Source organism: Streptomyces endophyticus (genome assembly GCF_035798155.1).
GTDB classification, from domain to species: Bacteria; Actinomycetota; Actinomycetes; order Streptomycetales; family Streptomycetaceae; genus Streptomyces; species Streptomyces endophyticus.
The window spans coordinates 48,212-62,651 of sequence record NZ_JAOZYC010000157.1; the positions used below are offsets into that span (position 1 = coordinate 48,212).

Below are 14,440 nucleotides of genomic sequence, written 5' to 3' on the forward strand. Positions count from 1 at the left end.
CCATGCCCGACCCGTCCAGGACGACCATGCCCGACTCGGCCCAGGCGGATGCGCCCGAGCGGCCCGAGTCCGCCCGGCCGGAGGCGCCCACGACGTCGAAGGTGTTTGGTGTGTCGGGAGGGTCGGCAACGTCGCCCGTCCGGATTCTGCTGGCCGACGATCATGCGTTGGTGCGCCGCGGGGTGCGTCTGATCCTGGACCGGGAGCCGGACCTCGAGGTGGTCGCCGAGGCGGGGGACGGCGCGGAGGCCATCGAAATGGCGCGGACCCACGAGGTGGATCTCGCCGTCCTGGACATCACGATGCCCCGCCTGACCGGGTTGCAGGCGGCCCGTGAACTGGCCGCGCGACACCCGGGGTTGCGGATCCTGATGCTGACGATGCACGACAACGAGCAGTACCTGTTCCAGGCGCTGAAGTCGGGGGCGTGCGGGTACGTCCTGAAGTCGGTCGCCGACCGGGATCTGGTGGCCGCGTGCCGGGCGGCGGTGCGCGACGAGCCGTTCCTGTACCCGGGGGCGGTGACGGCGCTCATCCGCAACTACCTGGACCGGGTCCGGCACGGCGAGGAGGCCTCCGGCGACCTTCTGACCCCGCGCGAGGAGGAGGTCCTCAAGCTGGTGGCCGAGGGCCATTCCTCCAAGGCGATTGCCGAACTCCTCTTCATCAGCATCAAGACGGTGCACCGGCATCGGGCGAATCTCTTGGGCAAGTTGGGTCTGCACGACCGTCTGGAGTTGACCCGGTACGCGATCCGGGCCGGTCTCATCGAGGCGTGACTGTCCTGGCCCGGGCCCATGTGACGGGGCACGCGGTGCGCTGCGTTCGACCAGGGGCAGGGTCGTGGGCGCGTTCCGTCGATCCGGTCCCATGGTGCGAGGGAGGTGGCGGTGCCCCCGGTGTCAGGGGCTGTCCCAGAGGCCTTCGTCGGTCTCCACGACGTCGATGTCGCAGCCCGCGCACATCCCGGTCGACCGGCCCTGGCCGAGCGGGATGACGTCCATGGCGTCCTCGTGCGGGCATGCGTCCTGGTCGAGGGGCCGGGCCAGGGCGGCGGCGTAGGCCGCGGGCGTTCCCGGTTCGGGTTCGATACCCAGGAGGTCGTGCTCGAGGATTGCGATGCGGCTCAGGTCGGGGCGTTCGGGGTGCTGGGTGTCAGGTCTGCCGGGGTGGCGATGTTTTCTGTACCAGGGGGGCATGGGTCCACGATCCGCTGTTTTGTGCATCGTGGTCTCTTTGGTTAGCCGATCTAGGTGAGCGCGAGTGGGGTACGAAGACGACGGAGGGCACTGATCGAGCGGTCGCATCGACGACGTCGTACCCGGAATCAGACGGGTTCGAGGGATGGGTCACCGGCCGGCGTCGGTGCCCACTGACGGCAGGTAGCGCGGTGCCCGCCATGCGGAGAGGCGGGACTCCATCGACGCGCCCAGTGACAGCAGCTGGCCGTCCTGGTGGTCTCCGGCCATCAGCAGGATGCCGACGGGCAGCTCACCCACGAATCCCGCGGGTACCGAAAGGGACGGGTATCCGGAGACGGCCGCGGGGGTGGACGACGGGATCACGTCGTTGTCGCCCCGCACGCAATCGGTCGTCCACGCGGGCGGGTTGGTCGGCGAGGCGATGGCGTCCAGGTGGTGGGCGGCCATGGTCTCGTCGATGGAACGCCGGGAAAGGTCCTTCAACTCCGCCCGCATGGCCCGATATTTCGGGTCGGTGGTCGACGGCGCGGCGAGGGCCTGCTCGAACAACTCCTGTCCGGCAAAGCACGTCTGCTCTGCGGAATGGGTGCGGTTGAACTCGATGAGCCCGGCGAGATCCCGCGGCCCGTTGCGGGTGGCGAGGTAGGCGTCGATGTCCCGGTGGAACTCGCTGAGCAGCGCCGGGAATTCGAGGTCGGCAAGCCGCTTCTGATACGGCGGCGTCACCTCGACGACCTCGGCGCCCGCCGCGCGCAGCTTCTTCGCCGTACGGGTCATCAGGGCGTCCACGTCGGAGCCGAGCGTCGGCAGCCGCCACAGGCCGATCCGCTTGCCCCGCAGGCCGTCGGGGCCGGGCAGCGCGTCCGTGCGGCCGGGCGCGCCGGCGGCGCGCACGTCGGCGTCACCGCTGATCACCGACAGGGTGAGCGCGGTGTCGGTGACGTTGCGGGCCATGGGACCCGCGGTGTCCTGCTCGGCGGAGATCGGGACCACGCCGTCCTGGCTGACCAGGCCGAGGCTGGGCTTGTGGCCGACCACCCCGTTCATGCCGGCGGGGCACACGATGGAGCCGTCCGTCTCGGTGCCGATCGCCACCTGGGTCAGCGTCGCGGCGAGCGCCGCGGCCGAACCGGAGGAGGACCCGCAGGGATTGCGGTCCAGTACGTACGGGTTGTGGGTCTGCCCGCCCACCGCCGACCACCCCGACGTCGGCTTTTGCGCACGGAAGTTCGCCCACTCGGAGAGGTTGGTCTTGCCGAGGACGACCGCACCGGCTCTGTGCAGCCGCGCCACCAGGTCGGCGTCGGTACGGGGCGGTTTCTCGGCCAGCGCCAGCGATCCGGCCGTCGAGGACAGCCCGCGGGTGTTCACGTTGTCCTTGATCAGGACGGGGATGCCGTCGAGCGGGCCGCGGACGGCGCCGCGCCGGTGTCGGGCGTCGCTGGCGGCGGCCTGGCGCAGCGCTGTCGGGTCGGTGCGCAGCACCGCGTGGATCTTGGGGTCGACGGTTCTGATCCGCCGGAGATAGGCGGTGGTCAGCGCCGACGGGGTCAGCGAACCCTTCGCCATGCGCGCCTGCAGTTGCGGGATCGTCACCGTGTCGAGGTCGACGCCCAGCGACCTGTCCGTGCCGGCCGCCGACGGTAACGGCGCGGCGACGAGAAGGGGCACCGCCAGCAGGAGGGCGCCCAGCGTTGTAACGCCTTTCTTCCTCATCTTCCTCACGTTCCTCATGATGCGTAGCGCACTACACACGGACACGACCCCGCAAGGCCACAGCACCGGCCACGTGTCTGTCGTCGGGTCCGGCGGTCCGGCCTGTGGCGGGCGGTCGGTGGTGCTGCCGGGTCGAGGGGGTGGGTCGTGCGGTGGCGCGGCTGGGGAGTGAGTGTGGGTGGTTATACGCCTGTTTGGTTGTATCTGTGACACGCCCGGGGATTCGGGGGAAGTGTGTGGTCAGGGGGGTGTGGGTGGGCTGGCTGGGTGCAGCTGAACGTATTGTTCCGATTGCGTACGGTATGCACTCCTCGCAGGGTTGCCGGGAGTAGTGCTCGTCAACCGCGACAAAGGATTGATTCATGCGCATTTCCCGGAAAGCCGGTCTTCTTGCCTCCTCCGCCCTGTGCGGGGCGCTCGCGCTGGGGGCGGCCGGCCCGGCGTTCTCGTCCGTCACGGATGCGCCGGCCCGCAGCGGGTCCAGCGAGTCCGTTGCCCCGTTGCCGGGTGCTGAGGCATTGGCGAAGCAGAACACGGCGCTGGCGGGGGCGGGGGCTGTCGTGCAGCCCGTGACCGATCTGGTCGCCGGTGTACTCAAGGCCCCCGACGGCAAGCTCCCCAAGGACGAGGCCACCAAGCACGCGGCCGACGTCAAGAAGGCGCTGGACGGCCTGGCGGCCGGCGCGAAGGCCGCGACCGACAAGGCGGGCGCGCCGGGCGCCCGCGCGCAGGCCCCCGGCCCCGAGCTCGTCGCCAAGGCGGCGGCGGACCTGCAGACCAAGGTGGACGCCCTGGTGAAGGCCTCCGCCGCCGGGGACGCGAAGGCGACCGCGGCCGCGCTGCAGGCGACGTTGACGGGCACGGTCAACGTGGTGGTCGCGATCGTGCTGGGCGGTGACCTGCCGGCGCCGGATCTGAAGGGGCTGCCGAAGCTGCCGACGCTGCCGGGCGTGGACCCGGCGCAGACGCTGCCGTCGCTGTAGACGCCCGCAGCGCCTCAAGGTGAGGGGAGGAGCCGGCCCGTTCGGGGCCCGCCCCTCCCTTCCCCATGCCCCGCACCGTTCAGCTCACCGGTGCCCGTGAGAGCGCACCAGCAGGCTGCTGGTGCATGTCGCTGAGAGCCCATGACTTCAAGCGGGTCCAACTTCCCACCCTCAACTGGCGCGGAACCTGACCCGGGGACCAAACACCAACCCAAGGACCAAACACTCAGTGAGGCGGCTCGACGCCCGAGTGCCGCTTCTGCTCCAGGGCAGCCGCACATTGCGCTGCAGCCGTGTTGCATGGCTTCCCGGCGGCAACCGAGGTGCATGCCGGCATGCCGTGCTCCGACCGAACGCTGACCTGCTGGTCGTCGCTCTCGTCCGGGTCGGTGAGGATTCCGCGCATCGGCGAGGGCGTCTCGGAAAGCACGTCACCCATGCTGAGTCCCGGGACGCCACTTCAGCTCGACTGTGGGAATCCGGGGTCCTCACCCGGGTCAGGCAAATCCTCGCCGGACCCGGCCGCGCCACGAAGTGCGTCAGCCGTCGGCTCTGTCACCGTCTCGAGTGCCGTGATGCCGGCCCCGGGTGACATTCAGCTCGCATCCTGCACTGCAGCATCTGAGCTGCCCAGTCCGACGGTTACACCGCTTCAAGCTGCCGCGTTCGGGCCGTGCCGGAGCGCACCACGTAGATGCCGCTGCCCAGAGGTTCCTCGACGGACCGCTGCCGCAGGTCGTCGAGATCGAGGTCGACCGGCCACAGCGTCTGTACCGACCACCGCACACCGGTCATGTCGACACCGGCAAGGTCGGCACCGCGAAGGTCTGCGCTGATGAAGTCGTTGAGGAAGTCGCGCAAGTCCGAAGCGGTCAGGCGGGGAACGCCCCGGACGGCGAGCTGGAAGTTGAGCCTTTGCCTAATCTGGATGGCCTGCCAGAGCTGGAACTGAGCGACAGCGCCGCGGGCCGCGACGCAGCGGTCCAGTAGAGAATAGGCGCTCGCGAGCGCCTTCTCGACGGCGGCAGCGAGCAGACGCTGCGCCTCACGCAGCGGCAACTGCTCCGGCGTGTACCACGACCGGCGGCGTGTGTAGCGGACCGTTGCCAGGGTGCGGGCTGCATCGCTGGCGGTGTTGCAGGAGACAGTGAGCTCCATGGAGGAGAAGTCGACTTGCTTTATCGCTGTCTCCACGTTCCGGTTGGGGAGAGTTGTGAGGCTGCGGGCCGCGCGCGCGAGGTGCAGGGTTGTCTCCATGATGTCGGAGAACTCGATGTCCCCCTCCGCTTCTGTCAGCTGACTGACCAGCTTCGAGGCAAGGTCGCTGACGCCTTCGATCTGCTGGGTCATGTCCTCTGCGGCCTCCAGGGATTCGCGGAACTCGATGACCTGGGGGTCCTGGCGCAGTTGCATCCGGACGGCCGGCTCCACCTCCAGGAGGTCAACGCCGCGGTGTTCCGTCCCGCGCCGGTCCCATGAGGGCCGGGACGTGGGAGCCGGCGCGGCGGGGAGAATTGCGGCCAGCCCGCCGGTGACGTCCAGGTGGCCATCGAGTTCCGCCGTCTGCTGTTCATGGTCCGCGTGCAGCAGGATCTCTCGCAGCCCGGATTCGAGGTCGAGCATCGCATCGAGACCGTCGAGCAGTTGTGTGTACTGCGGCCGCAGTTTGTCTGTCACGCCCGTCGTCCCGAAGACATCGAGGGGGGTAACCCGCTGCCCGGCCATCACGTTTCCTCCCACTCGCGGACCAGGGCCGTCGCTGTCTGCCTGGCCTTCTTCAAACTTGCGCGGACAGCCTCGCAACTGAGCCCCAACTGCTGAGAGATCTCCGCAGGCGTGAAATCGCTCAGGGTCCAGGCCAGGATCTGGCGCTGGCGCGGGGGCAGTGTGCGCAGTACCCGCAGGGCGTCATAACGCGACTCCCACTCGCTCACTCCATCAGGACGCGGGAGAAGCGACGAGGGCTCGGGGAGTTCTTCCACCGGGCTTTCCCGTGTGTCCGAGAACTTCCGGATCAATTCGCGCGACGCCACTTTGTACGCCCACGCCCTGTGGTGCCCGATCTCGCTCCACCGCTGGTACAGCTTCTCCATCGTGGCCTGAGCGATGTCGGCTGCATCACTCAGTGACGCGTTCTGGTTGATGAGGAAGGCAACCAGACTCAGTGACGCGTTCTGGTTGATGAGGAAGGCAACCAGACGTTTCACGTGCAGCCGGTAGAACGCGGCGAACTCCTCGTCGACGAGGCTTGCTTGGCGCTCGTGGACTGCCTGCCGGGGTATCGCCCTGGACACGGTGGGCCGTGGGCGGCGGGAACCTGCCTCCTCGTTCAAGTCGACTCACCGCCACCGCCACCGCCACCGCCACCACCGGCAGCGCGGACCCGGATGCGATGCCCGTCGGGGCTCTGGGTGCTGAACTCCCACCGTGCTGCGCGCGCCAGCACGCCAACAGCCGCCGTGATGCACTGCTGTCGAGCCATCTCGTGCCGTGTCCGCCAGCGCAGGCGGAGCCACAGCGACAGGACAGCACACCCCTTCACAGTCGCCATCGAGATCACCGTGAGGGTGATAGCGGTCAGGTCCACGCCTCTCTACTCCCATCTCGTCCACGGAAGACGCCAGTTGGTGCCCGGTCATGAGCTGAGAGCCGTGCGAGGCCTTGATCGTGAACCCGAGTTTTAAGATTCTTTTCTCGGGAGTGCGGCTCGACCGTCATGCGTTAGCTCTGACCTGCGGCAAAACGCCCCATCGCTTTCTCGGAAACGGGGTGCCGGTGTGGAGGCCCGTGGCGTGAACGAAGCCGGAGCGTCGTCTCGCCTGGATGCGAAGGGATCTCGTCACAGGACCCGCGAGGCCCGCAAACCGGTTGATTGCACGGAGGCCGGGGGAGGGGCGGGTGTGCTGGGCCGGCCCTCGGCCCACTGGGGAGCGCGTCGAGGCGCCGGCCGGAGGGGCCCTTGGCCGATGTGCCACGGTGCCTGGTTCTCGCCCCGTCAAGGCCGGCCACTGCCCGCCGATCACCGGGAAGTCGTTCACATCCGCAGGCCGGCGAAGCCGTCTGTGCTCTTCACCGGGCGGGCGTACGGGCATACGACGAGGGGCTCTGCGGATCCGCAGAGCCCCTCGTCGTTGATGTCGGCCGGGTCTGCTGCCACAGACGGTCCGGCGGTCGTTCCCTCGGACCACCAGAAGGAACTGGCTGACGTGTTCATGCTCACCCATCCGGCGACGGAGTGAGCCGGCTGGCCGCCAACTCTCTCAAGCTGGGCACAGGCTGTCGCCTTTGGAACTCCCAAGCCCGGCGCGGGACAACCCTGTTCCGGTCGAAATACGCCCGTTGTCGCGGCCCGAGCGATCGGGCTGGAAGGCCACGATCCCCGGGTTCTTCATCATCACCGTGACGCTTGCCGCTGCCGTCCTCGCCCTGGTGCTGGCGCCGGGTGAACCGGCGGTCGCCGCAGCGGCCGGGGCGATCGCAACCTCGGGGATCACCGCGGGCGCGGGAATCCTCAACCGGCGCTGAAGGCAATGCGTGGCGTGCGCCGGGCCCCGTTCGAATGGGGAGTCCTCACGGCGCGGTCAAGGCCGCCACGAGCCGCTACGCCGCGCGCATCGACCAGGTCGCGACGGAGTGCTACAGCCGCCTTCCCGTCAACGGCGATGGCGCCTTCGAGGAACGTCGTGCGCTGGACACGGCCCGGCGGCGCGTTCAACGGCCGTAGCGGTGTTGGGGCGCCTCATCACAACGGCGAGGTGAGGGCCTCAAACATTGCTCGGGTCGGGCCGTTCCGGCGTTGTCGTTGCTGGGGCCTGGGCTTGCTACCGCCTGCGCCTGCTTATGCCTGCGCCGCTGAGGGGTGCCGCGGTCGGCACGGAACGCGTCGCGCGGGTGCGGAGGCGTCCTCCGGCCTGACGTGCCCGGTACGCCATGGCACCGATGACGCGACCGAATCGGTCCAGAAGCGGGGCCAAGGTGTCCAGCTCAAACGAGACCAGCTCACGTCTACGGTGCTGTTCGAACCGTCTCCCGGTGGGATGTCAGTGCCTGCTCCTAGTCTCTTTGCCATGACGTCAGCGATGCCCAAACGGCCGGTCAGTGAACTACCGGGCGATCCTGCCCGTCTTCACCTCCACTACGGCCATGGGCATCCCGCGGTGCCCTACGACTACGAGGACACCCTGGAACCCTGGTATGTCACGGTCACGTACGGGATGGCGGGTGGACGAGGAGTGGGAAGACGAAGGAGAGGACGGGGGCGGCCGCGCCCCGGCCGCAGGCACCAAGATCGGGCACCTCATCCTGTGGCGGCTGCGTGACTACACCGGCGACAACCGGTGGGAGGTGGCGGACGCAGAGTCCGGCGATCTTGAGGTCATTGTCTCCGCGGTCCTTGGCCGTTCCCAACGCACTGGCTACAGCGCCGCATTCGAGAAAGCTGTCACCCAGCCCGTCGGTGATCTGCTGATCCTCGACCGCGTCAGCCTCGACAAGGAATGGAGAGGTTTCGGACTGGGTCCGGCCCTCGCCGGCGAGGCGGTCCGCCGCCTGTCCGGGGGCTGTTGCGCGGTGGCGGTGTTTCCCGCCATGGGGGAGTACCCCGAAGGCCGTGAGCAGGTCACCGAGGCCTACCGGCTCCAGGCGAAGAAGAAGATCGCCGCACTGTGGGAGAGCATCGGCTTCCAGCCGTTCCGCCGCGGGGTGTGGCTTCTGGACGCCGCCCTGCGTCGGCCGGAGGAACCCATGCAGGCCCGGCGCGCTGAACTGCGCGCGCTCGGCACGGCCTTCCAACGTCCCCCGTCCGCCTGAGGGCGGGCCTGCCGGACCCCACGGCTACGGCAGATGACGGCACCGAGGTTTGGCGGCGGGGCCCGCGTACGATCGCGTCTTCCGGGAGCGCCGTGGCACGGATGACACGAACACCGGGAAGAAGAGGAGGAGTTGGCGAGTCATGGGGGAGAGTGGAGCGGTGGACGAGGATATTCAGGATGCGCTGGACTGGGCACGGCAGCGTCTTGAGGAGATGGGCGTCTTCACGACGCAGGACGGACTGCGGTGGGCGGCGGCCCACGGGCTCGTCCTGTCCGTGTGGCGCAACGGTCCGATCGAGGACGCGCACGCTTCCCGGCCGACAAGCCGTCGCAAGGCGTTGCGCGACGGGACTATGTTCGCCCGCAACACCTGGCTCACCCGGCAGGCCTTCGACGTCCTGGGCTCCGACGACCAGTTCCGTCTCTACGAGCTGGAGGACCTGGTCCTGGACCGGGACATGATCTGGCCGGGATGCGAGGGGACCCTGACGGACTTCGGCTGGGGATTCCTCGGGGAGTCAAGAAGCAGGTGAAACAGCGCATCGACATGTTCAGGCACTTCGAGAAGATCCTGCCGCCGGACGACTTCCTCGTCTTCGCCGGCGCTCCCCGGATCGGGACCCACGACGATCACTACGGTATGCCGAAATGGTCGGCCTGCGTGGACGCGGCGATACACCGACTGTGCGGCGGGGACGAGGAGTTCTGGCACGCGCGGGGCGACTTGATGACCCGCATCGGTCCCGCTCCTGCTCCCGTCACCGCGGACCTTGAGGCAACCCGGAACCTGCTGCTGGAGTCCCCGTGGGAACTGGGCGCCGGAACCCTGGACTGGTTCGCCTGGAACCCGATCCTGCGATCACCGCGCCCGACACCCTAGGCCCAGGCGGGAAACAGCGGTTATGCCCACGCAGTGGGCGCCGCCGTCCGTGATGCCCCCGCCCGTCGCGGCCTGGATGAACCACTGTGGTCAGTGGGAGTCGTCGGCTCTTCCCGGACGCAGCAGTTCCGACATGCGGTTGAACGCTTCGGCGGTCCGGGCCTCCTGTTCCTCTTTCGCCAGTCTGACGAAGGCCAGCTCCGATGTGCACCGTTCACGCAGGTCGTCCCGGTCGAACCAGCGAAGAGGGTGACGGGGGTCGCCGGGGTCGTAGACGCCTTGTCCGTATGCCTCCATGAGGGTCAGGTCATACCGCCGGTGGCCGTGACTTTCGTCCGGCGGGAGGAGGCCGCCCACCATGCGGTTCATCCAGTCCTCGCGGATCGAGCGTTCGTCGTCGGGTTCATCGGTATCGGGGTCGTAGCCGAACACGTCATCTGCGTTCCGGAGTCCGGGGAACATGTCGAGGACGTCGCCGATCTGAGGCGGATCGGTGTTCTGGATGACGATCCACAGGGCGTACTCGTCGGCCAGGCACTGAGGACGCGGGACACGCCCTTGTCCCAGTTCGCTGCCGATCCGCATGATGCGCTCCCCCATGCGCACCAGCCAGTGGTTGTTGACCTGGGTGAGAGCCAGTTCAGGCAGGTCGCGCAGCAGGCCGACGTCCCGGATCGTCGCCTCGCCTTTCAGGTAGGCGGCGAACTCGTAGTTGAACGAGGTGTCCAGGTGCAGCTTGCCGTCCCGGGTGGGGGCGAAATCGGAGAAGTCGACGGTGTTGGCCAGGGCCATGGCGTCTGCCGGGGTGAGCGGCTCACCCGTGAAAGACCTGTTGAACAACTGCACGACATCGGTGACCGACTGGTCGATCTCGACGCGCTCTTCGGCCCCCGGAGCGGCCTCGGCATCAGTCAGTTGCCTCAGCGCTGTGACGCTGAGCTTCAGTGCCCGGGCGAATCCTTGCAGGTTGTCCGCCCGGAACCCGTCCAGTGCGCTGGCACTGTCTGCGCTGTTCTCGAAGCGCCGCCAGGTCGCCAGAGATACGTCAGCGCGTCGAGCCGTCTCCTGCTGTGTGAGGTTCAGCTCGGCACGGCGCCGCTTCACCGCGTTGTTCGCCGATTCCTTGGCCATGCTCGCCCCTTCGCGTGTCCGGCAGGCAATCTCCATTGAGGTTAGCACTCATTGAGTGCTCATTTGATGTTGGGTGGAGGTTGGTTGTGGTGCAGGACAGGGACGGCCGGCTGTCGGACCGGCATACCGAGCCGGGCACGGCATGCGAGCCGCTGTGGCCTACGGGGCAGCGGCACCACTGGATGCGAGGCCGCTTGACCGTTCAGTCCGTGGCCGGGGGCGGCGGGGCGAGGGGGAGAGCATCGCCTGGGCGGACGAAGACGACGGTGTGGCGAGCGCGTGTGATCGCAACCCGAAGCAGCCGCCGTACCTCATCCGTGCGTTTCGCATCCCATTGCGCGTCGAGGAGTTTCGAACCGTAGATGCCCCATCCCGTGTCCAGCCGACGAGGCCGTGATTTTTAGCGTCCACGGTCCCACGTGAAGCTCCGGTGCCCCCATCCACCGGTGCGTTGTCGTACCCCTCGTGCAAGATGGAGGACTGCCTCCACACCACGGTGCGGCGGCAGTTGGGGACTGCTGCATTCAAGGGGGAGTTCGTGTTCCAGCGTCATCTTCATCGTCATGACGACGTCGATCTGGTGATGTCCGCGCTGGGGAGTGATCCCCAGCGCCTGCCGGTCCTGATCACATGGGGTGCGGCACTGCGGCGGGATGTGGCTTCGGCGCTGCGGGAGGTCATCGCGACCGGAGCGTGGCAGAGCGATTTCCGTGTCCGCAGCGCCGCAGCCAATTGGCGTGAGGAACCCCGCTTCCAGGTCTTCCTTGCCCAGGGGCTCGAAAAGCGCCGTGACCGCGGCCCCAAATATGAGCACTTGGACGCCGCTTTGCTGTCGTTCCCCGAGACCCGTGCCGCTCTCTACCGGGTGAGCGCGGCGCAGTGCCCGCAGCACTGCCGCACGGAGACCGGCACCTTTGCCGAGGACCGTCATGTGAATGACTACCGTGAGGCATTGTTCGGCTGGTACGCCGCCATCCAGCACGCGCACGCCTGCGTCGTGAGGGCGGCACACTGGTTTACGGACGCCCAACCGTCCGACTCCCGCCGGCCCGAGACCTTCACCGACTGGATGAGCGGAACGCGGCGCCGCCGCAGCAGCGGCACTGCGGAGGAGATGGAGCCGGCCGCCCAGCGTGCCTTGCAGGAGATCATCCTGATGATGCACGCCTGGAGCCCGCACACCTTCGAAGCCATCGACGTGGCCTTCCAAAGGGCGGAGGGAGAAGACGCATCCCACGCCTGGGGCGGCAGCTTCGAGCCCGCCGGCCGGCCCGAAGCCCAGGCCGCCGCGGAAGCACTCGCGAGCGTCCTGACCTCACGAGAACGCCGGCAGGTCCGGGACGTCATCGACGGTATCGAGGCCGACGACGAGGACCGCGACATGGACCTGGCGAAGGACAGCACACTGGCCTGCACCAGCGACCGCCACCGCACCTACGGCGCCGAATCCGGTGAGCGTGAGGAGTGCGCCACGGCCCGGGCCCGCGTGTACGAGGAGGCCTCCCAGCCCTGGAGCGAGGGCGTCGACCACGCGGCTGACGCCGCCCGCCTCGCGCGGTTCCTGCTCGGACCCCGCAGCGACCGAATCCGCACCGCCCTCGCCGCGGCCCGCGCGTCCGTCGCCCGGGATGCCACCGAGACGACGCCGCAGGTCTGGCACGACAACGCCCAACTCTTGAGGGAAGCCCGTGAAGCCGCGGGACTCGATCTCCAGGACGCAGCTGGCCACCTGGGCATCAAGTCCGCCACGCTCGAGCGCTTCGAACAGGCAGCGGGCAAGCTCCCCGGACGCCCGGTCTCCCTCGGCTACCTCCAACTCCTCACTCTGGCCTGCACCCAGGCAGGCCGCACCACTCCCGCCTGCATCCCGCAGGCCATCTCCCAGCCGGTGATCTCACTGCCGACCACCCTGTAAGACACCACCGCACCCACATCCCCGGCCGGGCGCCCCTGCGGCAGACCGGCTGAACCACAGACCCAGATGCACCGGCACCCGAACCCACCAGCGGAGGTCTTCCGTGAAACGCGAGCGCGCCACCACGCTCCTCAACGACATGCTCGACCGGATGGAAGAGGGAGGCTGGCCGCTGGACCTCGTCGACGAGGTCCTCGTCTTCGGCTCCTACGCACGCGGCGCACTGAACCCTTCAGACGTCGACCTGGTCGTCGAGCACCGCAGGGACGACCGTCTCACCTCCGAGTTCCTTCACTCCCTGTCCTACGGTGGCGACCCCTCCGCCTCGATGAAGCGCGCCCTCAAGGGCAGAAGCCGCGGCCTGCAGATCCACTTCGGTGAACGCAAGAGCCTCGAAGCGGAAGGATTCGAACTGACCTTGCTGTGGACCCGGGGCGAACCCGTCGATGCCGCCCGCGCCCGGCTCGCCGCCATCACTCCCGACCCCGAGGCAGGCCGGGCCCCACGCGACCACATGATCGAAGCCTTCGACGGCATCGACCGCTGGGTCCCGCGCCCGGTCCGCATCGATCTCACCGACCTCGTCGACCGCAAGGCCGCCACCATCCGCCAACTCCAGCTCCCCGACGCCGAACCCGCCCATCCCGCAGCCCTCGAAGCTCTCACCCGCTGGAGCGAGACCAGCCCGCTGCGCCGCGCCGCGGCAGCCGTCCTCGCTCACCTCGAAGCCACCTCCCGGCCCCTCGACTCCGTCTACCTGCACGGGGAACCGGTCATCGGCAGCCGCTACAGCGACACCACCTGGCAGACCGGCATCGGATTCGGCTGGAGCCACTACCGCAGCATCTCCCACCACCTGCAGGAGGGCACCGACTGGTTCGAGGTCGTCCGCCCCACCCGGACCCAGCCCCTGCACGCCCTCCATATCACCGTCCAGGACCGCTCCGCCCTCCCCCGCCCGTGACCGGAACGCCCATGCCCGGGTGAGTCCCCGTCGACGAACGCCTCACCATCGGATGCCCACCGCGCTCCTGGTGCACGCGGTGACGGATCTCTTCAGGCAGGGCCGGTGTAGGCGGCCAGCCGTTGCTGCCAGATCGCGTCCCCTTCAGGCAGGACAGCGCGGGAGATCTGCTGGAGGGTGCCGTCGTCGCGCCAGCGAATGAAGCGGCGCCGGCAGGCCTGGAAGGGGCCCAGGGCCGGGGGAAGCCGTGTCCACGCCTGTCCGGTGCAGGCGATGTGGACGATGGCTTCCAGGCTCTGCCGTTCGCCGCGGGGACGGCCCCCGGTATGCGACCGCGCGGGCAGCAGCCCGGACAGCGTCTGCCAGGCGACATTGCTGATCCTCGGCCGCCACACCGGCATCCCGCCGGTCAGCGACAGCAGTTCATCGACCCGACGCCGCTGCTCTGGCAACAACAGTGCCCGTCGCGCACTCTGCTCCGCCAGCCAGGCGGTGATGTGCTCGTCGTCCGGGGCGCCGGGCCACCACTCAACACCGTCCGGGAGCCCGGTCAGGTGATAGCGGCAGGCCCACCACATGCGTTGCCAGGCCACTGGCCGGGGCGGGTTCCACCATGCATCGAGGTCCGTCAGACGGTGTCCCAGCTGTCGTCGCCCGTTTTTTCTGAGTCGATGTTGCGACTGTGAGCTGGGGTTTCTCAGTGGTTGTTGTCGTTCCGAACCTGAGGGCGGTGTTTTGGCTGGTCAGGCATAGGGGTGGCGGTGTTGTGGGAGTGGTGGCCTGTCGTGTCATCGCTCCCGGGGAGGCCGCGGATGCCGTCAGTCGTGGGGCTGTTGGA

General features: G+C 68.5%; 14 protein-coding genes. 8 read left to right on the plus strand and 6 right to left on the minus strand.

All coding sequences use genetic code 11. The features are described from left to right. The first annotated feature begins 2 nt into the window (after positions 1-2). Positions 3-779: a response regulator transcription factor gene (locus tag OKJ99_RS31885; protein WP_326021457.1), complete on the plus strand. Its 777-nt coding sequence runs from the start codon at positions 3-5 to the stop codon at positions 777-779. Between the two features lie 123 nt (positions 780-902). Here OKJ99_RS31885 and OKJ99_RS31890 read toward each other — a convergent pair whose 3' ends face one another. Then, positions 903-1,199: a hypothetical protein gene (locus OKJ99_RS31890; protein ID WP_326021440.1), complete on the minus strand. Its 297-nt coding sequence runs from the start codon at positions 1,197-1,199 to the stop codon at positions 903-905. Between the two features lie 150 nt (positions 1,200-1,349). Then, entirely contained in the window at positions 1,350-2,918 is a 1,569-nt protein-coding gene (locus tag OKJ99_RS31895) for an amidase family protein (protein ID WP_326021441.1), read from the minus strand. 362 nt (positions 2,919-3,280) lie between these two features. Here OKJ99_RS31895 and OKJ99_RS31900 point away from each other — a divergent pair, with 362 nt between their 5' ends. Further along, positions 3,281-3,901, plus strand: coding sequence for a hypothetical protein (locus OKJ99_RS31900; RefSeq protein ID WP_326021442.1), 621 nt, complete (start codon positions 3,281-3,283; stop codon positions 3,899-3,901). A gap of 642 nt (positions 3,902-4,543) precedes the next feature. On the opposite strand, the gene OKJ99_RS31905 is transcribed toward OKJ99_RS31900, so the two are convergent. Further along, positions 4,544-5,626: a hypothetical protein gene (locus OKJ99_RS31905; protein WP_326021443.1), complete on the minus strand. Its 1,083-nt coding sequence runs from the start codon at positions 5,624-5,626 to the stop codon at positions 4,544-4,546. Beyond that, complete coding sequence (locus tag OKJ99_RS31910) at positions 5,626-6,234, minus strand: RNA polymerase sigma factor (protein ID WP_326021444.1); 609 nt, start codon at positions 6,232-6,234, stop codon at positions 5,626-5,628. The genes OKJ99_RS31905 and OKJ99_RS31910 overlap by 1 nt, the downstream gene beginning before the upstream one ends. Positions 6,235-7,240: 1,006 nt before the next feature. On the opposite strand from OKJ99_RS31910, the gene OKJ99_RS31915 reads away from it, so the two are divergent. From OKJ99_RS31915 to OKJ99_RS31930, 4 genes are all read left to right on the plus strand, one after another. After that, positions 7,241-7,426 carry a hypothetical protein gene (locus OKJ99_RS31915; RefSeq protein ID WP_326021445.1) on the plus strand — a complete coding sequence of 62 codons (186 nt, stop codon included), beginning with the start codon at positions 7,241-7,243 and terminating at the stop codon, positions 7,424-7,426. Positions 7,427-8,122: 696 nt separating this feature from the next. Then, entirely contained in the window at positions 8,123-8,710 is a 588-nt protein-coding gene (locus OKJ99_RS31920; protein WP_326021446.1) for a hypothetical protein, read from the plus strand. A 142-nt stretch (positions 8,711-8,852) separates the two neighbouring features. Further along, positions 8,853-9,245 (plus strand): hypothetical protein, encoded by a 393-nt coding sequence (locus OKJ99_RS31925; protein WP_326021447.1) that lies wholly within the window; start codon positions 8,853-8,855, stop codon positions 9,243-9,245. Continuing rightward, positions 9,242-9,592, plus strand: a complete 351-nt coding sequence (locus OKJ99_RS31930) for a hypothetical protein (protein WP_326021448.1) — start codon at positions 9,242-9,244, stop codon at positions 9,590-9,592. The genes OKJ99_RS31925 and OKJ99_RS31930 overlap by 4 nt, the downstream gene beginning before the upstream one ends. Positions 9,593-9,682: 90 nt before the next feature. On the opposite strand, the gene OKJ99_RS31935 is transcribed toward OKJ99_RS31930, so the two are convergent. Continuing rightward, a complete protein-coding gene (locus OKJ99_RS31935) occupies positions 9,683-10,723 on the minus strand; it encodes a helix-turn-helix domain-containing protein (RefSeq protein ID WP_326021449.1) in 1,041 nt (346 codons plus the stop codon). Positions 10,724-11,195: 472 nt separating this feature from the next. Here OKJ99_RS31935 and OKJ99_RS31940 point away from each other — a divergent pair, with 472 nt between their 5' ends. Both OKJ99_RS31940 and OKJ99_RS31945 read left to right on the plus strand, forming a co-directional pair. After that, the gene (locus OKJ99_RS31940; RefSeq protein ID WP_326021451.1) at positions 11,196-12,638 is read left to right on the plus strand and encodes a helix-turn-helix domain-containing protein; all 1,443 of its coding nucleotides are present in this window, start codon (positions 11,196-11,198) and stop codon (positions 12,636-12,638) included. 103 nt (positions 12,639-12,741) lie between these two features. Next, positions 12,742-13,602: a nucleotidyltransferase domain-containing protein gene (locus OKJ99_RS31945; RefSeq protein WP_030565460.1), complete on the plus strand. Its 861-nt coding sequence runs from the start codon at positions 12,742-12,744 to the stop codon at positions 13,600-13,602. 92 nt (positions 13,603-13,694) lie between these two features. On the opposite strand, the gene OKJ99_RS31950 is transcribed toward OKJ99_RS31945, so the two are convergent. Continuing rightward, the gene (locus OKJ99_RS31950; RefSeq protein ID WP_326021453.1) at positions 13,695-14,195 is read right to left on the minus strand and encodes a transposase; all 501 of its coding nucleotides are present in this window, start codon (positions 14,193-14,195) and stop codon (positions 13,695-13,697) included. Positions 14,196-14,440 lie beyond the last annotated feature (245 nt).

Bases quoted from the DNA above. Each gene is read 5' to 3' on its own strand.
- OKJ99_RS31885 (WP_326021457.1), top strand. From the start codon at position 3: ATGCCCGACCCGTCCAGGACGACCATGCCCGACTCGGCCCAGGCGGAT.
- OKJ99_RS31890 (WP_326021440.1), bottom strand. From the start codon at position 1,199: ATGCCCCCCTGGTACAGAAAACATCGCCACCCCGGCAGACCTGACACC.
- OKJ99_RS31895 (WP_326021441.1), bottom strand. From the start codon at position 2,918: ATGAGGAAGAAAGGCGTTACAACGCTGGGCGCCCTCCTGCTGGCGGTG.
- OKJ99_RS31900 (WP_326021442.1), top strand. From the start codon at position 3,281: ATGCGCATTTCCCGGAAAGCCGGTCTTCTTGCCTCCTCCGCCCTGTGC.
- OKJ99_RS31905 (WP_326021443.1), bottom strand. From the start codon at position 5,626: ATGGCCGGGCAGCGGGTTACCCCCCTCGATGTCTTCGGGACGACGGGC.
- OKJ99_RS31925 (WP_326021447.1), top strand. From the start codon at position 8,853: ATGGGGGAGAGTGGAGCGGTGGACGAGGATATTCAGGATGCGCTGGAC.
- OKJ99_RS31935 (WP_326021449.1), bottom strand. From the start codon at position 10,723: ATGGCCAAGGAATCGGCGAACAACGCGGTGAAGCGGCGCCGTGCCGAG.
- OKJ99_RS31940 (WP_326021451.1), top strand. From the start codon at position 11,196: ATGGAGGACTGCCTCCACACCACGGTGCGGCGGCAGTTGGGGACTGCT.